The 23,387-nt window shown below is 72.0% G+C and carries 23 protein-coding genes; 7 read left to right on the forward strand and 16 right to left on the reverse strand.

Going from position 1 to position 23,387, the window contains the following annotated elements; genetic code table 11:
• Window positions 1–6 precede the first annotated feature (6 nt).
• Window positions 7–1,248: an alpha/beta hydrolase family protein gene (locus tag CLV56_RS18790; protein WP_100415436.1), complete on the forward strand. Its 1,242-nt coding sequence runs from the start codon at window positions 7–9 to the stop codon at window positions 1,246–1,248.
• Between the two features lie 77 nt (window positions 1,249–1,325).
• Here the strand turns inward: CLV56_RS18790 and CLV56_RS18795 are convergent, their stop codons facing one another.
• Window positions 1,326–2,624: an aspartate aminotransferase family protein gene (locus CLV56_RS18795; RefSeq protein ID WP_039347966.1), complete on the reverse strand. Its 1,299-nt coding sequence runs from the start codon at window positions 2,622–2,624 to the stop codon at window positions 1,326–1,328.
• A 171-nt stretch (window positions 2,625–2,795) separates the two neighbouring features.
• On the opposite strand from CLV56_RS18795, the gene CLV56_RS18800 reads away from it, so the two are divergent.
• Window positions 2,796–3,773, forward strand: coding sequence for a GntR family transcriptional regulator (locus tag CLV56_RS18800; protein ID WP_039347963.1), 978 nt, complete (start codon window positions 2,796–2,798; stop codon window positions 3,771–3,773).
• Here the strand turns inward: CLV56_RS18800 and CLV56_RS18805 are convergent.
• Complete coding sequence (locus CLV56_RS18805) at window positions 3,748–3,927, reverse strand: hypothetical protein (protein WP_039347960.1); 180 nt, start codon at window positions 3,925–3,927, stop codon at window positions 3,748–3,750. The genes CLV56_RS18800 and CLV56_RS18805 overlap by 26 nt on opposite strands.
• A 208-nt stretch (window positions 3,928–4,135) precedes the next feature.
• Entirely contained in the window at window positions 4,136–4,726 is a 591-nt protein-coding gene (locus CLV56_RS18810; protein WP_157805226.1) for a TetR/AcrR family transcriptional regulator, read from the reverse strand.
• Window positions 4,727–4,927: 201 nt separating this feature from the next.
• Here CLV56_RS18810 and CLV56_RS18815 point away from each other — a divergent pair, with 201 nt between their 5' ends.
• The gene (locus tag CLV56_RS18815) at window positions 4,928–6,148 is read left to right on the forward strand and encodes an oxygenase MpaB family protein (RefSeq protein WP_039347957.1); all 1,221 of its coding nucleotides are present in this window, start codon (window positions 4,928–4,930) and stop codon (window positions 6,146–6,148) included.
• Between the two features lie 95 nt (window positions 6,149–6,243).
• Here the strand turns inward: CLV56_RS18815 and CLV56_RS18820 are convergent, their stop codons facing one another.
• Window positions 6,244–7,467, reverse strand: coding sequence for an RNA polymerase sigma factor (locus tag CLV56_RS18820; RefSeq protein WP_039347953.1), 1,224 nt, complete (start codon window positions 7,465–7,467; stop codon window positions 6,244–6,246).
• The gene (locus CLV56_RS18825) at window positions 7,464–7,832 is read right to left on the reverse strand and encodes a YciI family protein (protein ID WP_039347950.1); all 369 of its coding nucleotides are present in this window, start codon (window positions 7,830–7,832) and stop codon (window positions 7,464–7,466) included. The genes CLV56_RS18820 and CLV56_RS18825 overlap by 4 nt, the downstream gene beginning before the upstream one ends.
• A 194-nt stretch (window positions 7,833–8,026) precedes the next feature.
• On the opposite strand from CLV56_RS18825, the gene CLV56_RS18830 reads away from it, so the two are divergent.
• Window positions 8,027–9,514, forward strand: coding sequence for an MFS transporter (locus CLV56_RS18830; protein ID WP_157805227.1), 1,488 nt, complete (start codon window positions 8,027–8,029; stop codon window positions 9,512–9,514).
• A 269-nt stretch (window positions 9,515–9,783) separates the two neighbouring features.
• Here CLV56_RS18830 and CLV56_RS18835 read toward each other — a convergent pair whose 3' ends face one another.
• The 3 genes from CLV56_RS18835 to CLV56_RS18845 all read right to left on the reverse strand — a co-directional run bounded on the left by CLV56_RS18835 (window position 9,784) and on the right by CLV56_RS18845 (window position 13,445).
• A complete protein-coding gene (locus CLV56_RS18835; RefSeq protein ID WP_100415439.1) occupies window positions 9,784–10,443 on the reverse strand; it encodes a SanA/YdcF family protein in 660 nt (219 codons plus the stop codon).
• 51 nt (window positions 10,444–10,494) lie between these two features.
• A complete protein-coding gene (locus CLV56_RS18840) occupies window positions 10,495–12,420 on the reverse strand; it encodes an FAD-dependent monooxygenase (RefSeq protein WP_039347948.1) in 1,926 nt (641 codons plus the stop codon).
• A gap of 104 nt (window positions 12,421–12,524) precedes the next feature.
• On the reverse strand, window positions 12,525–13,445 hold the full coding sequence (locus CLV56_RS18845; RefSeq protein WP_100415440.1) for a MarR family winged helix-turn-helix transcriptional regulator: 921 nt from the start codon (window positions 13,443–13,445) through the stop codon (window positions 12,525–12,527).
• An 89-nt stretch (window positions 13,446–13,534) separates the two neighbouring features.
• On the opposite strand from CLV56_RS18845, the gene CLV56_RS18850 reads away from it, so the two are divergent.
• Genes CLV56_RS18850 through CLV56_RS21090 form a run of 3 tightly spaced genes read left to right on the forward strand, consistent with a single transcriptional unit; the run spans window position 13,535 to window position 14,519 of the window.
• Window positions 13,535–14,062, forward strand: a complete 528-nt coding sequence (locus CLV56_RS18850; protein ID WP_211288199.1) for a helix-turn-helix domain-containing protein — start codon at window positions 13,535–13,537, stop codon at window positions 14,060–14,062.
• Window positions 14,062–14,280 (forward strand): hypothetical protein, encoded by a 219-nt coding sequence (locus tag CLV56_RS21085; RefSeq protein ID WP_211288200.1) that lies wholly within the window; start codon window positions 14,062–14,064, stop codon window positions 14,278–14,280. Before CLV56_RS18850 ends, CLV56_RS21085 begins: the two co-directional genes overlap by 1 nt.
• Window positions 14,277–14,519: a hypothetical protein gene (locus tag CLV56_RS21090; protein WP_211288201.1), complete on the forward strand. Its 243-nt coding sequence runs from the start codon at window positions 14,277–14,279 to the stop codon at window positions 14,517–14,519. The genes CLV56_RS21085 and CLV56_RS21090 overlap by 4 nt, the downstream gene beginning before the upstream one ends.
• Before the next feature lie 39 nt (window positions 14,520–14,558).
• Here the strand turns inward: CLV56_RS21090 and CLV56_RS18860 are convergent, their stop codons facing one another.
• The 8 genes from CLV56_RS18860 to CLV56_RS18895 form a co-directional block, all read right to left on the reverse strand.
• Entirely contained in the window at window positions 14,559–15,707 is a 1,149-nt protein-coding gene (locus CLV56_RS18860; protein WP_100415534.1) for an MBL fold metallo-hydrolase, read from the reverse strand.
• Window positions 15,707–16,873, reverse strand: a complete 1,167-nt coding sequence (locus CLV56_RS18865; RefSeq protein WP_039347945.1) for a sugar ABC transporter substrate-binding protein — start codon at window positions 16,871–16,873, stop codon at window positions 15,707–15,709. The genes CLV56_RS18860 and CLV56_RS18865 overlap by 1 nt, the downstream gene beginning before the upstream one ends.
• Window positions 16,874–16,933: 60 nt before the next feature.
• On the reverse strand, window positions 16,934–17,950 hold the full coding sequence (locus tag CLV56_RS18870) for an ABC transporter permease (RefSeq protein WP_039347942.1): 1,017 nt from the start codon (window positions 17,948–17,950) through the stop codon (window positions 16,934–16,936).
• Window positions 17,947–19,497 carry a sugar ABC transporter ATP-binding protein gene (locus CLV56_RS18875; protein WP_039347939.1) on the reverse strand — a complete coding sequence of 517 codons (1,551 nt, stop codon included), beginning with the start codon at window positions 19,495–19,497 and terminating at the stop codon, window positions 17,947–17,949. Before CLV56_RS18875 ends, CLV56_RS18870 begins: the two co-directional genes overlap by 4 nt.
• Before the next feature lie 178 nt (window positions 19,498–19,675).
• Entirely contained in the window at window positions 19,676–20,614 is a 939-nt protein-coding gene (locus tag CLV56_RS18880; RefSeq protein ID WP_039347936.1) for a LysR family transcriptional regulator, read from the reverse strand.
• 265 nt (window positions 20,615–20,879) lie between these two features.
• Complete coding sequence (locus tag CLV56_RS18885; protein WP_245857991.1) at window positions 20,880–21,989, reverse strand: NAD(P)/FAD-dependent oxidoreductase; 1,110 nt, start codon at window positions 21,987–21,989, stop codon at window positions 20,880–20,882.
• Between the two features lie 14 nt (window positions 21,990–22,003).
• Window positions 22,004–22,192 (reverse strand): ferredoxin, encoded by a 189-nt coding sequence (locus tag CLV56_RS18890; protein WP_039347930.1) that lies wholly within the window; start codon window positions 22,190–22,192, stop codon window positions 22,004–22,006.
• On the reverse strand, window positions 22,189–23,376 hold the full coding sequence (locus CLV56_RS18895; protein WP_039365067.1) for a cytochrome P450: 1,188 nt from the start codon (window positions 23,374–23,376) through the stop codon (window positions 22,189–22,191). Before CLV56_RS18895 ends, CLV56_RS18890 begins: the two co-directional genes overlap by 4 nt.
• Window positions 23,377–23,387: the final 11 nt, after the last annotated feature.

The raw sequence follows: 23,387 nt of genomic DNA on the forward strand, positions 1-23,387 counted from the left end.
CAGACGATGATCGCGATCCGTCGCACGATTCGGACGGTCGTCCTGGCCGTCGTCGTGGCCGGGGTCCTGCTCGTCGGGATCGCCGCGAACGCCGGCGCGTACCTGATGGACTTCACCGCGCCCGCCGCCGGACGGGAGCCGGCGGCGTACGCCGGGCTGAGCCATGCGCGACCCGGCCCGTACGGCGTGGGGCTGCACCGGTTCCGGACGGACGAGGCGCCGCTGGACCTGACGGTCTGGTACCCGGCCCGCGTGGGGTCGGCCGACGAGCCCGCGCTCACCTACACCTACGGCGTGGCGATGCTGAGCGCGAGCAGTCCGACCGCGCTTGCGACCTACGGCGGGCAGGCACGCCTGCACGCCACCCCCGAGACGGTGGGTGGCCCGTACCCGCTGGTCGTTCTCTCGTCGGGATTCGCGATCACGCCCGAGAGCTACGGCTGGCTCGCTGAGCACCTCGCGTCGTACGGGCTGGTGGTGGTCGCGCCCGACCACAGGGAGGCGCTGGACCCACGGCGGCTGTGGGAGGCGACGCGGGACCGCCCCGACGACGTCGCGGCCACCCGGGCGTACGTCGCGTCGGCTGCCTTCGGCGACGGCGAGCTCGGCGGGGTCGTCGACCCGGACACGGTCGCGGTCGTCGGCCACTCGTACGGCGGGGCGACCGCGCTCGCGGCGGGAGGCGCGAGGGTCGACGCGGACGCGTTCGACGCCGCGTGCACCGAGGCCGGCGGCGACGGGCCGCTCGGGCTCCTGTGCGACGCGCTGCTCCCGCGGCTCGGCGACATCGCGGGCGGGACGCAGGAGCGCCCGTCGGGCTCGCCCGTCGACGCGGTCGTGTCGCTCGCCGGTGATGCCGCGATGTTCGGACGCCCCGGGCTCGCGGCCGTGACCGCCCCGGTGCTCACGATCGGCGGTACGGCGGACCACGACTCGCCGTTCGCGTGGACCTCCGCCCTGGCGTACGAGTCGGTGGGGAGCGCACGGAGGACCGAGGTGGCGCTCGAAGGCGCCGGGCACTTCGTGTTCACCGGCCCGTGCGCCCGAGCGCGTCGGGGTCTGGCGGTGATGCCGACCGGGTTCTGCTCGGACCCGGCCTGGGAACGGCATCAGGGGCACGCGGTGGTGAGGCACTACGTCGCGGCGTTCCTGCTCGCCGAGCTCGACCGGGACGTCGCCGCTCGTACGGCGCTAGCACCGGGCCGCGCCACGCCGGACGGCGTCCGGTTCCGCGCGACCGGCTCGTGACGCCGGGACCGGAATCTCGACATGACCGTCGTCCGAGCAACGGCGATGTCGAGATTCCGGTCGGGGCTGGGTGAGGCTCAGCGTGTGGCGGCCGCGATCGCGTCGGCGAGGATGTCGAGCCCGGTGTGCAGGTCGGCCTCGCTGATCGTGAGCGGGGGCGCGATCCGGAAGATCCCGCCCATGCCGGGGAGCTGCACGATGTTCATGTGCAGGCCGCGCTCGAGGCACGCTGCCGTGACGGCGGAGCCGAGTGCGTCCGCGGGGGCACGGGTCGCCTTGTCGGTGACGAGCTCGACGCCCTGCATCAGCCCGCGGCCGCGCACGTCGCCGACCACGTCGTACCGGTCCTGCAGCCCGTGGAGGCGCTCGCTGAGCTGCTCGCCGAGCTTCGCCGCGCGCTCGACCAGCCCGTCGCGGGCGATCACGTCGAGCACCGTGTTCGCGACGACCGCGGCGAGCGGGTCGGACACGTGGGTCGTGTAGAACAGGAACCCGCGCTCGTGGCACGCCTGCTCGATCGCGTCGCTCGTCACGACCGCGGCGACCGGGAGTCCGGCGCCGAGCGTCTTGGAGAGCGTGAGGATGTCGGGGACGACGCCGTCGCGCTCGAACGCGAACAGGTGGCCCGTCCGCCCCATCCCGGTCTGCGCCTCGTCGAGGATCAGCAGCATCCCGCGCTCGTCGCACCGGCGCTTCAGCTCCGCGAGGTAGCCCGGCGGGAGCTCGATGATGCCGCCGGAGGACAGGATCGGCTCGACGATGCACGCGGCCAGCGACCCGGTCGACTGCGCGTCCACCGCCGCGAACCCGTAGTCCAGCTCCGCCTCCCAGTCGTAGGAGCCGTCGGGACGGCGGAACGGGGAGCGGTAGGCGTTCGGCGTGGGGAGCGTGAGGTTGCCCGGAACCATCGGCCCGTACCCGCGACGTCCCGCCGAGAACGTCGCCGACGCAGCGCCCGAGGTCATCCCGTGCCACGACCGGTCGAACGAGACCACCTCGTACCGGCCGGTGGCGAGCTTCGCCATCTTGAGCGCGGCCTCGTTCGACTCCGCGCCGGTGGTGAGCAGCATCGTCCTCGTCAGCGGGTCGGGCAGCACGTCGGACAGGCGCCGCGCGAGGTCGACGACCGGGCGGCTCAGCATCCCGGAGAACACGTGGTCCAGCGACGCGACCGACTCGCTCACGGCCCGCACGATGTCCGGGTGGGCGTGCCCGAGCACCGCACTCATCTGCCCGGACGTGAAGTCGAGGATCGCGTTGCCGTCACTGTCGTAGACGTACGAGCCGGCGGCGCGCTCGATGATCCGCGGCGTGAACGACGGGAGGTAGCGAACGAGGTGACGATCGGCGTCGTCCCAGAAGGCGTCGGTGCTCACGTGGCATCTCCTGACCCGGCCCCGCGTACCGGCGCCCTTGACCCATGAGACTAGGACACTTTGGCCGGGGTCGGCGAGTGGGAGCGTCCACTTTCCGCGAGTTTTCGCTAGTCTCGGCCCCATCGGACCTTTTTCAGCCTAGAAGATCAGCCCGGAGGGTAGGCCACAACGATGACGACGAGACCGGTGGACACCCGCATCCGGGTCAGCCAGCACTCCGACATCCCGCTGTTCCGGCAGATCGTCACGCAGGTGACGTTCATGGTCGAGACGGGCCAGCTCGCCGACGGCGACAGGCTCCCGGGGACACGGCTGCTCGCGGACAACCTCGGCATCAACCGCAACACGGTCGCCCGGGCGTACGGAGACCTGCGCCGGCGCGGGCTCGTCGAGTCGCGCGGTCGGCGCGGGATGGTGGTGGTCGGCGCCGAGGGCGCGCGTGCCGCCTCAGCCACTCGGGACCACGCCCACGACCTGCTGGCGTCCGCGGTCGACGCGTGCATAGGGATCGGTCTCGGCCCGGCCGAGATCGCCGAGCTCGCCGGCGGCTACGCGGCGCGAGCGGCAGGCAGCGCACCGCGGATCGCCTTCGTCGAGTGCAACACCGACCGAGCGACCGCCCTTGCCCACGACCTCGAGCACGAGCTCGGCATCGAGGTCGAGCCACTCGTGCTGGGCGGCTTCGAGGCACCCGAGCTGGACGTCGACCTCGTCCTCACCACGTTCTTCCACCTGGCCGAGGTCCGGGCGCTGGCACGCGGTCGACCTGCCGACGTCGTCGCGCTCGTCGTGGCTCCGCACATCCGCACCCTCGTCGAGATCGCGAGCGTGCCACACGACCGGACGGTCGGGCTCTGGTATCCGACCGAGGACCAGGCGATCAGCGTCCGCGACTCGTTGCAGCAGGCCGGGATCACGAACGTCCGGATCCTGGCCGGCACGTCGGGCGCGGACCTGCGCGGGATCGACGTCGTCGTCCTCCCGAGCGAGCGACCGGACGTCCGCGACGCCCTGGCCGACCGGGTCCGGGTGATCGAGTTCGGCAACGTCCTCGACGCGTCGTCGGTCCGGATGGTGCGCGACGTCGTCCGGGACCTGCGTCCGGCGGCACCGCCGCCGCGCGTCAGCCGCGCGCGACCCAGCCGGTGAACGACCGACGCGACGGCAGCCAGTCCGTACGCTGCTTCCCGGTCTGCGGATCGACGTCCCCGGACCGCACGCTCACCCGCACCTTCCCGTACCCGCCGAGGCACGTCTCGCTGATCCGGAACCGCACCGTGTCGCGGCCGTAGCGGATCCGCATGCCGACCCGGCACGGGATCGGCCCGCCGACCTGCTTCCATCGGCGTACCCGGCCGACGCTTGTCGCATCGGAATCCCCCCATCCCGTCGGACGACCGTTGCACGGTACCTCCGCCCGAAGGTCACATGGCGGGTCAGTTTCAGCGCGATCCCGACACGCCCGACGCGCACGCCGCACCCCCCGCACCGCGCCGTACCGCCGGCCGTGGTCAGCGTGCCGCGAGCAGCGCCGGGATGGTCTGGCGCACCAACGTGACGAGTGTGGCGGCCAGCAGCTGCTCGAGCTGGTCACGCGTCACCCCACCACCGCCGAGCCAGCGGCGCGTCGTGGTCGTGGCGAAGGCCGAGTAGCCGTGCAGGGCGACCCGTACCTCCGGCTCCGCACGCACGTCGTGGAGCCCCGCGATCTCGCAGATCCCGTCGGCCATGCGCTCGACGTAGGTGTCGACCAGCTCCTGGATCTCGCCGTCGCGTGGTTGCCCGAGCAGGGCGGCCGCCGCGAGCCAGGCCTGGGGGTGGTGCGCGACCATCGCGACCCAGTCGCGGACGCTCTCCTCGACCCGGTCCTCGACCGTGGCTCCCTCGACGAACGCCGGCGTCGGCAGACGGGGGCCGTCGAGCAGGCGAGCGAGCACCGCGAGGTAGAGGTCGCGCTTGGTGGCGAAGTAGTGGTTGAGCAGGCCACGGCTGATCCCGCAAGCGGCCGCGAGCTCGGTGGTGGACACCTCGTCGTACGACCGCTCGGCGAAGACCCGGCCCGCCGCGGAGACGATCTGCTCACGCCGGACGTCCGGATTCATGCGAACGCGTCCCGAGGCCATGTCGGCCATCTTGCCGTAGGGCCAGCGATCCGGCGCCGGTTTGGCCCGTTCCGTCCGTTGCGGCACGGCCCCCTCCCCTCGCTGTCGTCGTTCTGCCAGTTGTTACTGGCAATCTGCCGATAACGCTTCTATGATGCACATCACACCGTCGCGTCCGCGGCGGCGACTGGAGGAGGAACGATGGGCGAGCTCAACAGGAGACGGCTCCTCAAAGCAGGAGGAGCGCTCAGCGCACTCGGCGCGATGACGGTCGCGGCGCCGTCGACGGCATGGTCGTGGTCACCGGCAGGATCGGTCGCCGGCACCGGCGCGGGGCTGGACCCGCGGTGGGTCTGGGACGACCCGGTCGACTCGCTGATCGCCGACGTCATCGACCGTGGAGACGCGCAGCTGGTCAACGACTCGATGAAGCGCTGGATCTACAACGGCCAGGCAGTGCCGTCCGGTGCGCCGGCGGACGTCCAGGAGTTCATGAACAGCGCGATCCAGCTGCCGGCCTGGGCGGACCTCGAGAAGCTCGACGTCGCGTTCGACTTCTGCGAGAAGTGGGGCCTGTATCTCGGCGTCCTCTACGGGATGAACAGCGGCATGATGAGCACCGCCATCCCGCGCGAGGCCCGCGCCGTCTACTACTCCAAAGGCGGATGGGACCTCAAGGACCGCATCTCCAAGACGGCCAAGCTGGGCAAGGACATCGGCGACCACCACGCGTACCGCTCCGACGGGAAGATGTCGGTGACCTGTGCCCGGACGCGGATGACCCACGCGGGCGTCCGCCACCTCCTCCCCCAGTCACCGCACTGGGTCGCGGCCGCGGACGAGGAGATCCCGATCAGCCAGCGCGACATCATGGTCACCTGGCACAGCCTGGCGTCGTCGGTGTGGCAGAAGCTCATGGAGTGGGACATCGACGTCCCCGACGACGAGGCCGAGGCGTACCTCCACCTGTGGCAGGTCACCGCCAGCATGCTCGGCGTCCTCGACGAGTACATCCCCGCGACGTGGGCGGATGCGCTCGCGCAGCGTGAGCAGATCCTCGTCCCGCTCCTCGGCGCGACGCCCGAGGGCATCAAGCTCGCGGACATGCTGCTCGACCTCGGCAAGAACCTCGACGCCACGCTCGTCACCCGGCCGGTGCTCGAGTCGTTCACGCGCTACATGCTGGGCAACAAGATCACCGACAGCCTCAAGATCCCGCGACACTTCATCCTCGATCCCACGATCAGGACGGGGTGGCCGATCTTCGTCAAGATCCGCGAGTTCGGCCTCAACCTGCCGTTGTCGGAGAAGCTCTACTGGACCTTCGAGGAGCTGATCCGGGTCGTGGTCCTCATCTACATGAGCGAGGGCATCGAGCCGATCCTCATCGACATCCCCACCGCCAACAACCCCAACCCCTGACCCCCGGACCGGGCGGGTCGACGCGTCGAGGTCGGAGCCGCAGTCCACGCCTCTTGACACATCGGCGACGATCTCGGTCGCGTCGACCCGCCCACCTACTCGTCGACGACGAGCCGGCGTGCGCGTTCCCGCAGGTAGCGCTGCTCGGCGACGTTGAGCGTCGCCCGCGCAGCGTCACGATAGGCGCGCACCGCATCGTTCGTACGCCCTTCGCGCTCCAGCAGGTGCGCGCGGACGGACTGTGCTCGAGGCAGGTCGGGATGGGCCGCGGCGAGCGTCTCGAGCTCACCCAGTGCGCAGCGCGGGCCGTCGACCATCGCCTGCGCCACGATCCGGTTGAGAACGACCGTCGGGTTCCGTCCCTGGGTCCGGTGCTCGAGCACGCGATACAGAGCGTGGATCTCGTCCCAGTCGGTCGAGCCGGTGTCGCGCGCCTGGGCGTGGACCCCGGCGATGCAGGCCTGCAGGAGGTACGGACCAGGGCTCGAGCCCGGCACGACCCCGTCCAGGAGCGCCAGACCCTCGGCGACGAGATCCTGGTCCCAGAGCCGACGGTCCTGCTCGTCCAGCGGCACGAGCTCCCCGCGCGGCCCGACCCGCGCGGGGTGACGCGCCTCCGTGAGAAGCATGAGCGCCAGAAGACCCGCGACCTCGGTGTCGTCCGGGACCGCGCCGCGCAGCAGTCGGGTGAGCCGTACGCCCTCGGCCGCGAGCCCGGGATCGCGGGCCGGATCCCCGGTGGTCGTGTGGTGCGCCTCGGTGAGCGTCACGTAGAGGACGTCGAGGACGGACCCCATCCGCTCCGCCGCGTCGGCCGGTCGCGGAAAGTCCGCGCCCGCCTCGGTGAGCCGCCGCTTGGCTCGCGTGATCCGCTGCGCGACCGACGCGACCGGGACCTGGTAGACGTTGGCGATCTGCTGCGTCGTCAGCCCGGCAACCGCGCGCAGCGTGAGTGTCACCTGCGCCGTCCTCGTGAGAGCGGGATGACAGCACAGCTGCAGCAGGAGCAGCGAGTCGTCGCTAGCACCACCCGGCGCGGCCACCGGGACCCGCAGCATCGCTTCCCGGCTCTCGCGGTCGCGGCGGCGCCGATCGCTGCGGACACGGTCGACGTAACGGCGCCGAGCGACCGTGGAGAGCCATCCGGCAGGGTCGTCCGGCGGCTGCGACGCCCACCTCCGGTGAGCCTCGACGAGCGCGTCCTGCACGGCGTCCTCGCACGCCTCGAACTGGTCGCCGCCGTACCGGCGCACGAGTCCCGCCAGGGCCCGTGGTGCGAGCTCGCGCCACGGGCCCTCGGCGTCGTCGTCGACCGTCACCCGTCGCCCATGTCGGCGAACATCACCGGGCGCACCTCCAGCGCGAGCCCGGGGACGCTCGCGTCGGGGATCTGCTTCGCGAGCTCGACGGCACGGGACTCGTCCTCGACGTCCAGCAGGTAGAAGCCGCCCATGAACTCCTTCGCCTCGACGAACGGACCGTCGGTGACCTGGAGCCCGTGGCCGTTGCTGCGGACGACCTTCGACCTGCTCGGGTCCGCCAGGGCCTGGGTCGCGACGAACTCACCGCTCTGCTTCGTCCGAGCCATGAATGCCGCGTGGCCGTCGCCGATCAGCTGCTGCTGCTCCGGTGTCAGCCCCTCGAGCACGGCGGGGTCCACGTTCATCATGATCAAGTACTTCATCTGGGTCTCCTTCTCGGATGCGTCCCGACGGGCCGCTCAGCACAGGGTCGTCACCGTTCGCCCTGACTCGACATCCGCCGAGAACTCGACTCGAGATCGTGTCGAGACTGATCGCTCCGTGACGACCCCGGGGCATGAAACATCCCGAGACCGGCTCTTTCCCTGCTCGCCTGCGCGGCCCGGCGCGACCCTGGTTGAGCCTCACCCTGCTGCTGCTTCCCACCGCGGTCGTGGCTGTCGACATGAACGTGCTGTTCCTGACGCTACCGGACCTGACGACCGACCTGGACGCTTCCGCGACGGAGCAGCTCTGGATCGTCGACGTCTACGGCCTGGTCGTCGGCGTGCTCGCGGTCGCGGCCGGGGCGATCGGAGACCGGATCGGGCGCCGACGCCTGCTCCTGGCCGGTTGCGCCGGCTTCCTGTCTGCCTCGCTCCTTGCCGCGTTCTCGCCGAGCGTCGAGGCTCTCCTCGTCGCGCGGATTCTCCAGGGCGTCGCCGGCGCGACCCTGATGCCGTCGACGCTGGCCCTGATCGGCGACCTGTTCGAGGACCCGACGGGACGGGCGCGTGCGATCGGGACGTGGGCGGCGTGCCAGTTCGCGTTCGCCTCGTTCGGTCCTGCGGTCGGTGGCGTGCTGCTCCACTGGTTCTGGTGGGGCTCGGTCTTCCTGCTGGCGGTGCCGGTGTGCGTCGTGGTGCTGGTCCTCGGTCGTCGGCTCCTCCCCGAGTCGCGGCCGTCCGGCGACGACACCTCGTGTGTCGACGCGCTCAGCGCAGGGTTGCTGATCGGGGCGCTGGTCGGCCTCTTCACGGCGATCAAGGCCGTCATCCCGGGCACGGCGCTCCCCTGGCCGGTGGCCGTGGCCGTCCTCGCTCTCGCCGGGGGATCGGCGGCGGCGTTCTCGGTCCGTCAGCGGCGGATGCCCGTGCCTTTCCTCGATCTCGCTCTGCTCCGTCGGCCCGTGATCGCTGCATCGGTGATCAGCTTGGCGATGGTCGCGGTCGTGCTGGCGGGCACCGGGTTCTGGGTGACGCAGACGCTTCAGACGGTGGTCGCGCTGGATCCGCTGCGGGCAGCGATCGCGTTCATGCCGATGGGACTCGGGATCGCAGCCGGCACACTGCTCGCACCCCTGTTCGCGAACCGGGTGCCGGCAGCGCGGCTGGTCCCCCTGGGTCTCGCCGTAGCCGCCGTCGGTGCGCTCGCGCTGCTCGCTGCCGCGCCGGACCGGCTCCTGGTCCCGATGCTCGTAGCGATCACCGTCACCGCGTTCGGCTGCGGACCGCTCTTCGCGTTCGGCACCCACCGCGTCGTCTCCGGCGCACCGCGGGCAGCTGCCGGCCGGGCCGCAGCCCTCGCCGAGACGTCCAACCACCTGGGCTCCGCGGTCGGCCTCGCTCTGGTCGGGACGGTCGCCAGCACGACCTTCCTGCTCGCGCTGCAGGGCACGGCCGCAGAACCAGGTCCTGGGGTCACGACCATGGCTGATGCCGCACCCTCGGCCACCGATCCGGCCGCGCACGCCGCTGTGGGGGTCGCCGCGGCCGAGGCGCTTCATGCCGTCGGCCTGCTCGGCGCTGTCGTCCTGCTCGGGTGCGCCGCACTCGACGTTGCGGTGCAGCGGCGTGAGCGGGCGTACGCGCGGCTCCGGGGTACGCCCGACCCGAGCCGACGATGACGAGGGCACCGCTCCCCATCCGGGAGCGGTGCCCACGCAGTCGTCTGTTCGGGCGCTGCGTCAGCGACGGCCCAGGTAGCGGGGCCACGGCTCGAAGGTCGCGATCGGGCTGCGGCCGACACGTCGTGCGAATCGCTTCATGATGGTCATCGGATCTCCTCGGAAATGGTCGTACGAGTGGGTTTCGCGTTGATTTGTTGTTCTGAACAACGAACACCGCCCCGTCCGTGTTTCCGCGGACCCCCGAGAGCCCGCTCACACCGTCGCCGTCAGGACCGGCCGCCGGCCCAGGACGTACGGCCGTCGCCGTCGATCGGCAGCTGCGGCCCGAGGACGACCGAGGGTCGCAGCGTCGCCTCTCCCAGCCCGCGGACCCGCGCCAGGACCTCGCGGACACCGGCGCGGGTGCGCTGCGCATCCCCCACGCCGAGGCCGTACGCGTCGACGTCGGCGGCGCGCGCCAGGTCGACGGCCCGTGCGAGATGGAAGTCCTGGGTCACCACGACCGCGGAGGACACCTGGAAGACCTCCCGCGCACGGCGCATCGTGTGCCACGTGCTGAACCCGGCGTAGTCGGTGAAGACGTCCTGCGGATCCACTCCGGCGGCGAGCACGGCATCGCGCATCGCTCCGGGCTCGTTGTACGCGTGGGTGCGGTTGTCGCCGGACACGAGGATCTTGTCGACCGCACCCGACTCGTAGAGCGCGACGGCGGCGTCGACGCGCTGGCGGACCACCGCTCCGAGGCTGCCGTCCGGGCGGACCATCGATCCGGGCACGATCGCCGCCTGCGCATGCGGGAGATCGTCGGGCTCTTCCACGATCCAGCGATCGGTCCGGGCGAGCACCACCGCGTTGGCGGCGCCGACGACGAGCGCGCCCGCGGCCACGACGACCCCCGCGACGACCCCCGCACGGCCCAGTCCCATGCGTCGAGCCTAGGCAGGGCAGCCAACACCGATCACGGGGCAGCGGGCCGCCTACGCGTCGCGCAGGAACCGCGCGAAGAACGCCGTCAACCCGTCGACGTCGTCGAGCGGCAGCACGGTCGCGACGTACTGGTCGGGCCGGACGACGACCAGCGCACCCGCGTCCCTGTCGACGCCGCGCAGGTCGAAGATGTCCGGCTCGGCCCCGACCGACGTGAACGCCTTCTCGTAGTCGTGCAGCCCGAAGCGGCCCTTCGCTGGCAGCAGCAGCTCCGGCAGGTCGGTCGGCGCGACCGCGGTGTGGGGCTGCTGCAGCACCGCTCGCAGATCGAGGACCGCATCGACGTCGGCGCCCGCCGGCGTGAAGCGCCGCACCGCCGCGTCGCGCCGCTCGGTCAGCGCCTCGCACAGCGCACGCAACCGCGAACCGGGATCGCGTACGTCGGCCCGGTCCGCGAGCGCATACAGCCGCCACCGGCCGTCGGCGCGGTGGGCGTGGCCGAGGTGCACGGGCTTCGCATCACTGATCCGCAGCACGGGCGCGGAGTGGAACCGCTCGCCGATCCCGAACCCCTTCGCGAGGTGCTGGTGCGTGCCGTCGCCGGTCAGCAGCGCCGGCTCGTACCGGGTCCCGAAGCCTGCCGTGTAGCGCCCCTGCGCCACGAACGTCTCCCGCATCACGGTGGCGACCTCGTCCGGGCCGTCGGTGTCGGCGCCGTGCGACCGCGCGGTCATCTTCGCTGCGAAGTCGCGGTCGAAGTCGATCAGCTGTTGCGCGACGACCTGGCGCTCGGCGCTGTACGTGGACAGCAGCGATGCGTCCGCCTGCCCGCGCAGCACGGCGGCGAGCTTCCAGCCGAGGTTGAACGCGTCCTGCATCGAGACGTTCATCCCCTGCCCGGCCTTCGGGCTGTGCGTGTGGCACGCATCCCCGGCGACGAACACCCGCGGCTCTCGCCCGTCGCCGGCGTCGTCGAACTGGTCGGTCACGCGCTGACCCACCTCGTACGCCGACCACCACACGATCTCGTGCACGTCCAGCGCGTACGGAGCGAGGATGCGCTGGGCAGCGGCGATGACGTCGTCGGAGCCGATCCCGCGCTGCGCGACCCGCTCACCCGGCTCGAGCTCGCCCATCTCGACGTACATCCGGAACAGGTAGCCGCCCTCGCGCGGGATGATCAGCATCGACCCGGCCTCGGACTTGATCACGGCCTTGAACCGGATGTCGGGGAAGTCGGTGGTCGCGAGCACGTCCATCACGCCCCACGCGTGGTTCGCCGCGTCGCCACGCAGCTCGCGGCCGATCGCACGCCGTACGGTGCTCCGCGCGCCGTCGCAGCCCACCACGTAGCGAGCACGTACGACGCGATCGGCGGGTGCCGCGTCGGCCGCCGCGCCGTCGTTGGTCGGCCGCAGCGTCACCGCGACCGGATGATCGCCCGCGTCGTGCAGGGGGTCAGCCACGACGCTCAGCCCCGCGACCTCCCACCCGTACGCGGGCTCGAGGCGGCTCGGCGCCTTCTCCATCGCCTCCAGGAGGAACTCCTGCACCCGCGCCTGGTTCAGGATGACGTGCGGGAACTCCGACAGCCCTTCCTCGACGTCACGGACCCGGCCGGTCCGCGCGATCCGATCCGGCGCTCCGGCTTCGGGGCTCCAGAAGGTGACCTCGTTGACCCACGAGCCCTCCTTCACGACGCGCTCACTGAACCCGAACGCGTCGAACATCTCGATGGAGCGGCACGCGACCCCGTCGGCCTGCCCCATCTCGAGCGGGCCGTCGCGGCGCTCGACGATCGCGGTCGTGATGTCGGCGAACTGCGCGAGCTGGGCGGCGAGCACGAGACCGGCCGGACCCGTACCGACGATCAGGACGTCGACCGCGTCCGGCAGGCCGGGCTGCGCGGCGCGGTCCGGGTCGGCGGGGAGTCGCTCGGGGTCGCCGGGGTGGAAGCCGTTCAGGTACGCCTGCATGGGTGCTCCTCGTGCTCGGTCGGCGCTCGAACCAGATAGTCAGTACACTGACTATCTGGCAGGATACGTGTCGCGGCCCCTGCCGTCCACCCGCCCGCGCGGGGTCAGGGCAAGCGGGCGAGCGCGCGCAGGTCGTCCAGCAGGCGGGCACGGGTCGGCGGGTCGAGGTCGTGCATCAGCTGCTCCTGGACGGCCGCGACGGCGGGCGCGGACTCGTACGCCGCGCGCTCCCCCTCCGGAGTCGGTGTCAGCACCCGGCGGCGCCCGTCCGCAGGGTCCCGCTCCTGCGCGACCCAGCCACGCTCGCGCAGCCGCGCGACGACTTCGCCCACGGTCGTACGGTCGAACGCGGCGCGGTCCGCGACCCCGCTCTGGCTCACGCCCGGGCTCGCGACGACCACGTGCAGCGCCGCGTACTGCGGTCCCGTGATCCGGCCACCGAGCTCGGCTGCGAACAGCTCGGTGTGCACCTGCTGGGAACGGCGCACCAGGTGGCCGGGCAGCACGAGCGGAGAGGCCGTACGGTCGTCGACCGAGTCGCGATCTCCGACCCGGCCCACGCTGCGCAGCGCGTCGAGGAACGCCTCGCGCTCCCCCGCCGCTACGGGCTCGAGCAACCGATCCTGGACGCGCCCCACGGCCGGCGCGACCGCGCCGAGCGTACGGAGGCCGTCGGGGGTGACCGTCAGGACGTGACGGCGCCCGTCGGTCACGTCGCGCTGCCGCTCGAGCCAGCCGCGCCGCTCGAGCCGCCGCAGGACCTCCATCGTCGAGGTGCGGTCGAGGAACGCGAGCGCGCCGATCCCGCGCTGGTCGGTGCCGGGGTACGCACGGACGGCGCCGAGCACCGCGTACTGCCGGCTGGTCACGGTGTCCCCGACCTCCTCGGCCCACAGCGCCTGATGCACCTGGTACGAGCGCCGCAGCAGGTGCCCGCAGAGCGCAGTCAGCGCAACCCCGCCGGGCGCGCGCCCGGCGGGGTTCTCCGACGTACGGTCACGCGGGTGTGCCGGGGAGGACTCCACGACACCCCATCATGGCCCTCAGCTGCGCGTGACGCGTCGCCGACGGACGGCGTATCTCGCGGTATAGCAGAAAGTGCTATGATCGTGCCATGTCGACCCGAGGGGAACTCCTGCGCGAGGTGATGTCTGAGACGGGCACCACCCAGACGATGCTGTCCCGCGTCAGCGGTGTGCATCAGCCGAGCATCAGCCAGTTCCTGTCTGGCAAGGTCGACCTGAGTGACGAGCAGCTGGACCGGCTGTTGTCGTGCATGGGCTATCGACTCGAGGTCGTGCGCCGTCCGGTCGAACCAGAGCTCACGCACTCCGAGCACCGCTCCTGGATGCTGCACCGTCGACTTTCCTTCCACCTGACGAAGCCGACCTTCGAGGAGTGGCAGCCGCGACTGCTCGAGAACCTGGAGCGGCTCCGCGGCGGGGTCCGAGGAAGGGTCCACACACAGAACGTGGAGCGTTGGACGGACCTCGTCAGCGAAGGTGAGATCCTCGACCTGCACCGGGCGATGACAGGTCTGGATCGGCGATCGATCGAGATGCGAGAGGTCTCGCCGTTCAGCGGCCTTCTCCCCGACTCCGAACGGCTGGACGTCCTGCGCGAGCTCAGGCGCGCCGGCTGATGCGACGCGACCAGCTGGAGCATGCGATCCGAGCCGCCTGTCAGATCATCGACAGACACGAGGTGATCATCGTCGGGTCACAGGCAATCCTGGGCTCGGTCGACGAGGTGGACCTGCCGGAGGTCGCGACGATGTCGATGGAGATCGATGTGCTGCCGATTGCCCCGACGAACGAGGAGACCGCACGCCTTGCTGACGAGATCGCCTCGTCAAGGTGAGCAACCTCAACACGGCTGCGCCCGGCGGCGAGCCTGTGTTCACCGGGTGGCGCCTCGACAAGGACGACCTCTGCGTGGCCAAGCTCTGCGCGTTTCGGGAGAAGGACCGTGACTTCGTGCGCGCCCTCGTCGAAGCTCGCCTGGTCGACCGAACGGCGATCGAGGCCCGACTAACGACGGTGGCGCCTCGCTACCAGCGCGCCGCGGACGCCGCGGCGCGCTGGATCGCCACACTCTGATCCGACCTCGTCGGCCGGCCAGCCACAGCGCGAGGGCCCTCAGCTGCGCGTGACGCGTCGCCGCCCGACCGTGTAGACCTCGAGCTCGCGCCCGACGTGCACCGCGCCGTCGAACCCGACATGCGCCCAGCGACGCCACTGCTGGCGGTCCAGCGGCGAGCCGTCGAGGTTGCCGATGTGGCTGAGCAGCAGCGTGTCGACGCCTGCGCGCTGCGCGACCGGGCCGACCTCCTGGACCTCGACGTGGGACTCCAGGATGTGGGCGAGCACCGGCTCCGGCAGCGTCATCCCACGCACGTTCACCGCTTCGTGGACGAGCAGGCGCGACCCGTCGGCGAGGCCTTCGAGATTCGTGCTGTACGTGGTGTCGCCGGAGAACGTGATGGACCCGTGCTCGGTGTCGAAGCGGTAGCCGAACGCCGGGTACGCCGGGCCGTGCGGCACGAGCACCGCGCTGACGCGGACCCGGTCGTCCTCCATCACGACGAACGGATCCATGTCCGGAGCGGTGTTCTGGAACGACGCACCGACGTCCGGGATCGCGATCTCGTGCACGTCGGCCAGGGCACGGGTCTCGCGGATCCGCGAGTCGCGCAGGAAGACGTTCGTGCTGTACGCGAACGCGGCGCAGGCGTGGTCGGTCAGCGCCGACAGGCCCGGGGTCGGGTTCTCGGGCGAGGTCGTCGGCGACGTGCCGCCCCCGAACGTCGGAGGCAGACCGCCGGCCGAACCGGGCCCGTACACCGGGACCGGCCCCGCCAGGCTGTCACCCTGGCCCGGCGCGTTCCAGCCGCCGAGCAGGAAGAGGTTCGGGTAGTCGGCCACGTGGTCGACGTGCAGGTGCGTGACGAACACCGCGGCCAGGTCGGCGAGCCTCAGCCCCGCCTGGACGTACTGGTGCACGGCGGACGCACCGGCGTCGACCAGGTAGACCCGGCCGTCGACGACGACCGCGGTCGAGATCCCGGCCTGGCCGGGCCGCGGCGGCGGCCCACCCGCCGTCCCGAGCAGCACGACGTGCAGGCCGCGGGAGAGGTCGACGGACCGGCCGCGGCCCGCTGACGGCGACGCGTGCGCGATCCCGGGCAGGGCGACCGCACCGAGGCCGGCCGCGGCCGCGCCGCCGAGGAGCAGGCGCCGCGACAGCGCCGTGGTGGTGTGGGTCGGGTCGGAGCAGGAGGTGCACATCAGCCGGCCAGCCCCCACAGCTCGAGGAACCCGTCCTGGTAGTCCGTCGACCCGTACCACGCCCCGGTCTTCTCGGCCTCGGGCGTCAGGTCGAGGTCGTCGATGTTCTCAGCGGTGAACATCCGCTGGTACGGGAAGGCGACCTCGGTGTTGCTCGGCTGGCCGGCCATCATCCGGACCGCCTGGTCGGCGGCGTACCAGGCGAGCGCGTCGGCGTTGAACCCCACCTCGCTGGAGACCAGCTGGCCGCCCTCGAGCTGCTGGAGCGCGGCGAGGGTGCCGTCCATGCTGGCGATCTTGACCGACGTGGCGTTGGCGGTCTGCAGTCCGTCGATCGTCGGCTGCACGAGGAAGTCGACCTCGGTCTGCACGTAGTCGATATCAGGGTTCTTGGTCAGCTCGCTGGTGACGAGGCTCGGAAGCTTGTCGAGCTGACCGGTGTTGGCCTTGATGACCGTGACCTCGCAGTCCGGGCAGTCCCGCTCGTACGTGGCGAGTGCGCCCTGCTCGGCCCAGATCGTGGTCGCCGGGGTGTCGGTGACCTGGATGTAGAGAACGTTCGCTGCGGCGTCGGAGTCCGCGATCACCCAGCTCGCCGACCGCGACTGGAGTGCGACGTAGTCGGGCGTCAGGTACGCGTACTGCGCGGGGTCGCCAGGGCCGGCGGGCGCGGTCATCGTGTTGACGACCGGGATGCCCGCCTTCTGGGCACTCTCGAACGCGACGGACGCGAGATCGGTCGGGATGGACCCGGTGATGATCGCCGCAGCCTCCGCGTCGATGCCCTGCTGGATGCAGCTCGCCATGTTCGCGGGGTTGGCCTTGCCGTCGCAGACCTCGACCTGGACGTCCGCCGCACCGAGCGCGTTCTCGAGCGCCGACGCCACCGCCTGGAAGACCGGCACCTGGTAGGTGGCCGGGACGAAGTAGACGGTCTTGCCGGCGAGCTGGTCGACGCCGTCGACCGCGTCACCGGGGGCCTCGAAGCTCTCGACGGCCTTCGTGGCCTCCTCGACGACCTGCTGGGCGGCCTTCGCCTCGGCGCTGGTGGCCTGGGCGGCGGAACCTGCCTCGGCGGCGCTCTGCTCCTCCACGGAGCTGCATCCGGACAGCGCCAGGGCGGCGACCGCGCACGCGGCCACCAAGGGCTTGTCGATCCTGAACATGGGAGTTCTCCGTTTCTCGCGGTGCTCACGCACCGGGTGGAAGGGACGGTCCGAGACGGGCTAGCTGCGCAGCCGGCGTTGGACGTACGCCGAGGCGGCGACGGCGGCCACGAGCACGCCGCCGTAGAAGACGTCGGTGACCCACCCCTGGTAGCCCAGGAGCTGGAGGCCGAAGACGCCAGTAATGAGGAAGTAGACGGCGATGAACATCCCGAGCGGGTTGAACCGCCCGGGCACCACCGCGACGGTGCCGAGGAAGACGCTGGCGAACGCGGGTAGGAAGTACTCACGCGCCGAGGTCGCGTTGAACCCGCCGAGCCCGGCCGCGGTCACGACGCCGGCGACGCCGCACAGGAGCGACGACGTGAGCCACGCACCGACCCGCACACGCGTGACGGGAATGCCGGCGAGCCGGGCCACGTCGCGGTTCGCGCCGACGAACAGCATGTGCCGCCCGAGCGGCGTCGCGCTCATCACGTACGCGGCGACGACGACCAGCACCACGCCGTACCAGAAGATCATCGGCAGGCCGGCGACCCGCGCGAGAGCGATGTTCGACAGCGTGAAGTCCAGCCCGCTGACCGACGTCTCCTCCGAGATCCAGCTGCCGAGCCCGAGGGCGACGCTGCCGACGCCGAGCGTGACGATCACGGAGTTGATCCCGGCGCGGACGACGAGCACCGCGTTGACGGCGCCGAACAGCACCGCCAGCACGATCGCCGCCAGCGCCGCCAGCGGGAACGACCACCCGTGCAGCACGACCAGCGAGGCGACCGTGGAGCCCGACAGCGCGTAGACCGACGGGAACGACAGGTCGAACTCCCCGACCGCCATCGTCGCGACGACGGCCATGCCGAGGAAGACCAGCGGCGTCTGACGGGCGAAGATGCCCTGGAGGAAGTTGCTGAGCGGGACGTCGGCCAGCACGAAGAACACCGCACCCATCACGACCCACAGACCGATCAGGCTGAAGCGCTGGGCGAGCTGGGCGTACGGAGGGGTGCGCCGGGCGCGGGACGCGGTGTCGGGCGCCGGGTCGGAGCTCGCGTCGGGCTCGTGCTCGGTGATGGTGGTCATGCGGGTCCTCCGGTGGGAACGTCGAAGATGGCGCCGAGCACGGACTCGGCGGTGAAGGGACCGGTGAGGTCGCGGGCGACGACGCCGTCGTCCAGCACGAGCAGGCGGTCGCAGACCGCTGCGAGGTCCTCGACCTCCGACGACACGTAGAGCACGGCGGCACCGTGCTGCGCGGCCTGGCGGGTGGCCTCGAGCAGCGCGGCGCGCGCGCCGACGTCGACGGCCTGGGTCGGCTCCTCGAGGACGAGCAGCCGCGGCTCACCGAGCAGCCACTTGCCGAACAGAACCTTCTGCTGGTTGCCGCCGCTCATCGTGGCGACGACCGTGTCGCGGCCGCGCGGGCGCACGTCGTAGCGCTCTAGGACCCGGTCGGTCTCCTGCCGGCGCCACGCCCGGCCGAGTGACCACGGGCGCGCGCGGGCGCCGACGTGCGGGATCGTGACGTTCTCCTCGACGGTGAGGTCCATCGCGAGGCCGTAGCCGTGGCGGTCCTGCGGGATCATCACGACCCCGGCGTCGAGCAGCTCGGCGACCGAGCAGCGGGCGAGGTCGAGCGCGCGTCCGGCGCGACGGATCGAACCGCGGGCGGAGCGCGCACCTCCGAGCAGCCCGGGGAGGTCGAGGAGGCCGGAGTCGATCGTGCCGGTCACACCGACGACCTCGCCCGGCCGCAGGGTCGCAGTGACGTCACGGACGCGACCGCCGCCGATGCCGGACAGCGTGACCGACTCGGCGGGCGCGCCCGACACGGGCGGGTAGTGCCCGATCAGGTCGCCGGGCGCGCCGTCGCGGCCGAGCACGAGCCGGGTCAGCGCCGCCTCGTCGAGCGCGGCGACGTCGACGCCGGTCTCGACGACCCGGCCGTTGCGCAGCGCCGTGACGCGGTCGCCGAGCGCGAGGACCTCCTTGAGGTCGTGGCTGACGAACAGCACTGCCGTGCCCTGCTCGGCGAGGAACCGCACCATCGCGTAGAACGCAGGCAGCGCCTCGTGCGGGATCGCCCGCGACGACTCGTCGAAGACGACGACGCCGCTCCCCTCGGCCCGTTCCTGGAGCGCCCTGGCGACCGCGACCGCGACCCGCTCGCTCGGGTCGAGCGAGCCGACGGTCGCGTCAGGGTCGATCGGGACGCCGAGGAATGCGAACGTCTGCCGGACCGCGGCGCGATCGGCCGCACGGTCGATCCGGCGGGTGACCGCGTTGACCGCGTGGCGCCCGACCCGCACGTTCTCGGCCACGGTCAGGTCGTTGATCAGTCCCAGGTCCTGGTGGACGAACGCGAGGCCCTGCTGGTGCAGCCGGCCGGCGTGCACCGGCGGCCCGATGGCGGTGCCGTCGACCAGCACCTCGCCGCCCGGATCGGCCCGGTGGACGCCGCTGATCAGCTTGATCAGCGTCGACTTGCCCGAGCCGTTCTGACCGACCAGCGCGTGGATCTCGCCCGGCGCGAGCCGCAGGTGCGCGTCGCGCAGCACGGTCACGCCGGAGAACGTCTTCGAGAGTCCGCGCACCTCCAGGCGGGGAACGGCACCGTCGGCTCGGGTCATCGCACCTCTCCAGATCGTCGGTTCGCGTGACCGCGGTCACGTTGGGTCACAGTTGTACCACTCACTTGTCACTGTGTCCAGCGAGTGCGCGATACGACAACTCAGCGCATGAAGAGAGGCGCGGGGGCGAGCGCATGGGAAACCGTGGGCCGTACGGGGGCGTACCGGAACCGTGGGCCTACGGTGCGGCGGGGACCGAGAGCCGAGCGGCCTCGACGAGGACCGCGCCGAGCCAGTCGATGAAGCTGGCGTCGGCGAGCCGCGGGTTCCACACGAGGTCGATCCCGAGGCCCGGGAGCGGGTACGGGAACTCCGCGACCCGCAGCGGGAACATCTCGCTCATCGCCCCGATCACGCTCGCCCGGTGCACCGCGACACCGCCGACGGGCGCGACCAGCGCCGGGATCAGCATGTTGTCGGGGACGAGCTGGCCCACGCGGTACGGAATCCGGTGGTCGTCGAGCGCGACGTACGGCGCGCTGCTCCGCAGACCCTCCTCGAACACGACGTGCGGGAGGTCGCGCAGCAGATCGAGTGCGGTCGCGTCCACCGGCGCGGCGTCGGGTGCGGCGACGACAACCCAGCGGTCGTCATAGAGCCGCTCGCGCGGGTACGGCGCCGGGACGCCCTCGGACAGGAGCACGGCGTCGACACCGCCGGAGGTGAAGTCGGACTCGGCCGGCACCGCGAACGTCCGCAGCCGCAGCGTGGCCTGCGGAGCACCCTGCGCGACCAGCCGTGCAAGCGCGCTGCCGAGCACGAAGGCCGTGCTCGTGGTCGACGCGACCGTGATCGTGCGACGGTCGGTCGCTGGGTCGAACCCGGGGAACCGGACGACCCGCCCGGCGTGCTCCAACGCCTGGCGCAGCGGCACGACCAGCTCGGCCGCGCGGGGGGTGAGGGTCATCCCGGCGCCGTGGCGGACCAGCAGCTCGTCACCGAGGAGCCGCCGCATCCGGCCGAGCGCGTGGCTCATCGCCGGCTGCGAGAGGCCGACCCGGGCGGCGGCGCGGGTGACCGAGCGTTCCTCGAGCAGCGCGAGCAGCGGCACGAGCAGGTTCAGGTCGACCGACGCGAGCCGGTCGAGCCCGGAAGCGTCGCTCTGCCCGTCGTCCACCCTCCGCACCGTACCCCGCGTCGCACCAACTGATCGGCCGTGGACTCGTGCCCGAGGCGGACCAGCGCCTGGCGGTACGGCGGACCATGCTCGTCAGGGACGCGACCCACCACGAGGCGGTCTCGCGCGCGGTGTCGGTCGGTCGCCACCGCGGCCGGGATGCACGGCGCGACGAGCGGGCACGGCCGTGCGGGCTCGACTGCCGTCGCGCCCTCGGTGATCCTCGATGCCCAGGGTCGGACGCTGGTCTACCGCGCCCACCTCGTCAGGCCACAGCGGTCTCGCAGAGCCGTCGCAGCCGCGGCACCGGGATCCGGTAGTTCACGGCGGCCGCCGCACCCGGCCACTGCACGAGGCACGCGTCGCCGGTGCCGTCGACGACAACCGGGTCGCCCGCGGCCGGCATCACGCCGGCCGCCTTCACCGAGAGGCCGAACTGCTCGGTCCAGAAGTACGGACGGGCCCGGTACGGCACCGCGTCGTCGCCACGCAGCAAAGCCGCGGCGGCGACCCGAGCCTGCTCGATCGCGCTGGTCCACAGCGGGGTCCGACGAGGTCCGTCGGTCGACGGGAAGGCCGCGACGTCCCCCGCCGCGACGACGTCCTGGCGGACCCGTCCGCGGGAGTCGACCACGAGCCGACCACCGCCGAGCAGTCCGCTGGATCCGAGCCACGCGTCGTTCGGCACGTCTCCGACCGCGGTCACGACGAGGTCGGCCGGCGGCCGCGGAGCGTCGGCGGGCAGGATCCGCAGCCCCCGTGCGCGGGCCGCGTCGACGAGCAGGTCCGACAGCCACCGCCCGAGCTGGTCGAGCAGCGGCGGGCCCAGCGACATCAGCGTCGTGTCGCACCCGGCGTCCAGGCAACCCGACGCGATCTCCATCCCGAGCGGTCCCCCGCCGATCACGAGCACCGATGGCCGGGATGCGATCCGCTCCCGCAGCGCGAGTGCGTCGTCGAGGTTCCGCAGCGCGAGCGCGTCGTCGCGTCTGCCGGCGCCTGTGCCGGGCCCGGTTCCGGTCGCCGCTTCCGCCCCGAGGCGACGCGGTCGGCAGCCGCTCGCCACGACCAGCCCGTCGTACGGGAGCGTCTCGCCGTCGTCCAGCACGACCCGGCGCCGCCCGACGTCGAGCGCCGTCGCGCGGACGCCGAGCAGCTCGACCGCGCCGTGGTCCGACGGGGGCAGCGTGTGCGACGCGAGATCGTCGATGTCGCGCAGCAGCGCCTTGGACAGTGCCGGCCGGCTGTAGGCGGGGCGTGGCTCGTCGCCCACGATCGTCAGCTCGCCGTCGAAACCCTCGGCACGTAGCGTGTCCGCGGCCGTGAGTCCGGCGATGCCGTGGCCGACGACGACGACCCTGCGCGGCCTGCTCACGACGGACCCGCTGGTCATGACAGCCGCAGCGCGGCGACGGGGCAGACCCGCACGGCTGCGTTCGCGGCGGCGGTCTCGGAGTCGCCGAGCTCCTCGCGGTCGAGGACGAGCTCGCCGTCGTCGTCGAGATGCATCAGGGCGGGCGCAGCCTCCTCGCAGAGCCCGTGCCCCTCGCAGCGCGGTCGGTCCAGGACGATCCTCATGCCGGCACCACCTCGAGGACGCGCAACTCCTCGATGCTGCGGGTGATGTTGCTCGGCACGCGAACGGCGTCGGCGACCTCGAGCCGCTCGACCCGCGCGGCCAGGGACGCGATCACGGCGTGCACCTCGAGCCGGGCCAGGCCCTGGCCTGCGCAGCCGTGCGGCCCGTACCCGAAGGACAGGTGGTCGACCGGGTTGCGCTCGACCCGGAACGTGTCGGCGTCCTCGTAGTGCCGCGGGTCGCGGTTGCCGGCACCGAAGAGGATCGCCACCTGCGCTCCCGCCGGGACGACGGCGCCGTCGATCTCGACCTCCCGGGTGGTGCGCCGGCCCCACGCGTGCACGGGCGCCCAGAAGCGCAGCGCCTCGTTGAACGCGGCCGGCACGAGCGTCGGGTCCCGGCGTACGAGGGCCAGCTGGTCGGGGTGCGCGGCCATCAGCGCGACGACGTTGCCGAGCGCGGCGATCGTCGTATCGACCCCGGCGCCGAGATACTGGTGGATGATGTGCCCGGCGGTGCCGGGAGGGATGTCGCCGCGCTCCTCGGCATCGAAGATCCCGCGCCCCACCGAGCCCGGCGCGAGCTCGTCGGCGGTCACCGTCGAGCACCACCCGTACAGCTCGCCGGCGATCGGGAAACTCTCGGCCGTGCGCTGGTTGAGCGGGCCGATCACCTGCATCGCGGCCTGACCCCAGCGGAGCATGTTCGCGCGCACCTCGCCGGTGAAGCCGATCAGGTCGGCGACCACCTCGAGCGGGAGGGCACGGGCGAGGTCGTCGATCGCCTCGAACGACCCACGCTCGACCAGCGCGGCGACGAGCGTGTCGGCCTTCGCCTGGATCTGCGCCTTGAGACCGCGCAGCGCTCGTGGGGAGAGGTTCTCCGACAGCGTGGCCCGGAGCTGGGTGTGGACCGGCGGGTCCGAGGCGAGCGACGTCCCGGCGAGGGCCTCATTCACCATCGGGTTGAAGCCGATCGCACCGTCGGAGGAGAATGTCTCGGGGTCCGCGAGCGCCTTGCGGATCGGCTCGTACCGGGTCAGCGCGTGGACGTCGTTGGCGGGAAGGTGGACGACCGCGGCGCTCTCGCGCAGCGCACGGTACGTCGGGTACGGGTCGACGAGGACGTCGTCGCCGAAGAGATCGACGTCCGCCGTCACAGGCCGGAGGGGTGTGGATGACATGACGTCAAGTG

The sequence above is a fragment of the Mumia flava genome, from assembly GCF_002797495.1.
Taxonomy (GTDB): domain Bacteria; phylum Actinomycetota; class Actinomycetes; order Propionibacteriales; family Nocardioidaceae; genus Mumia; species Mumia flava.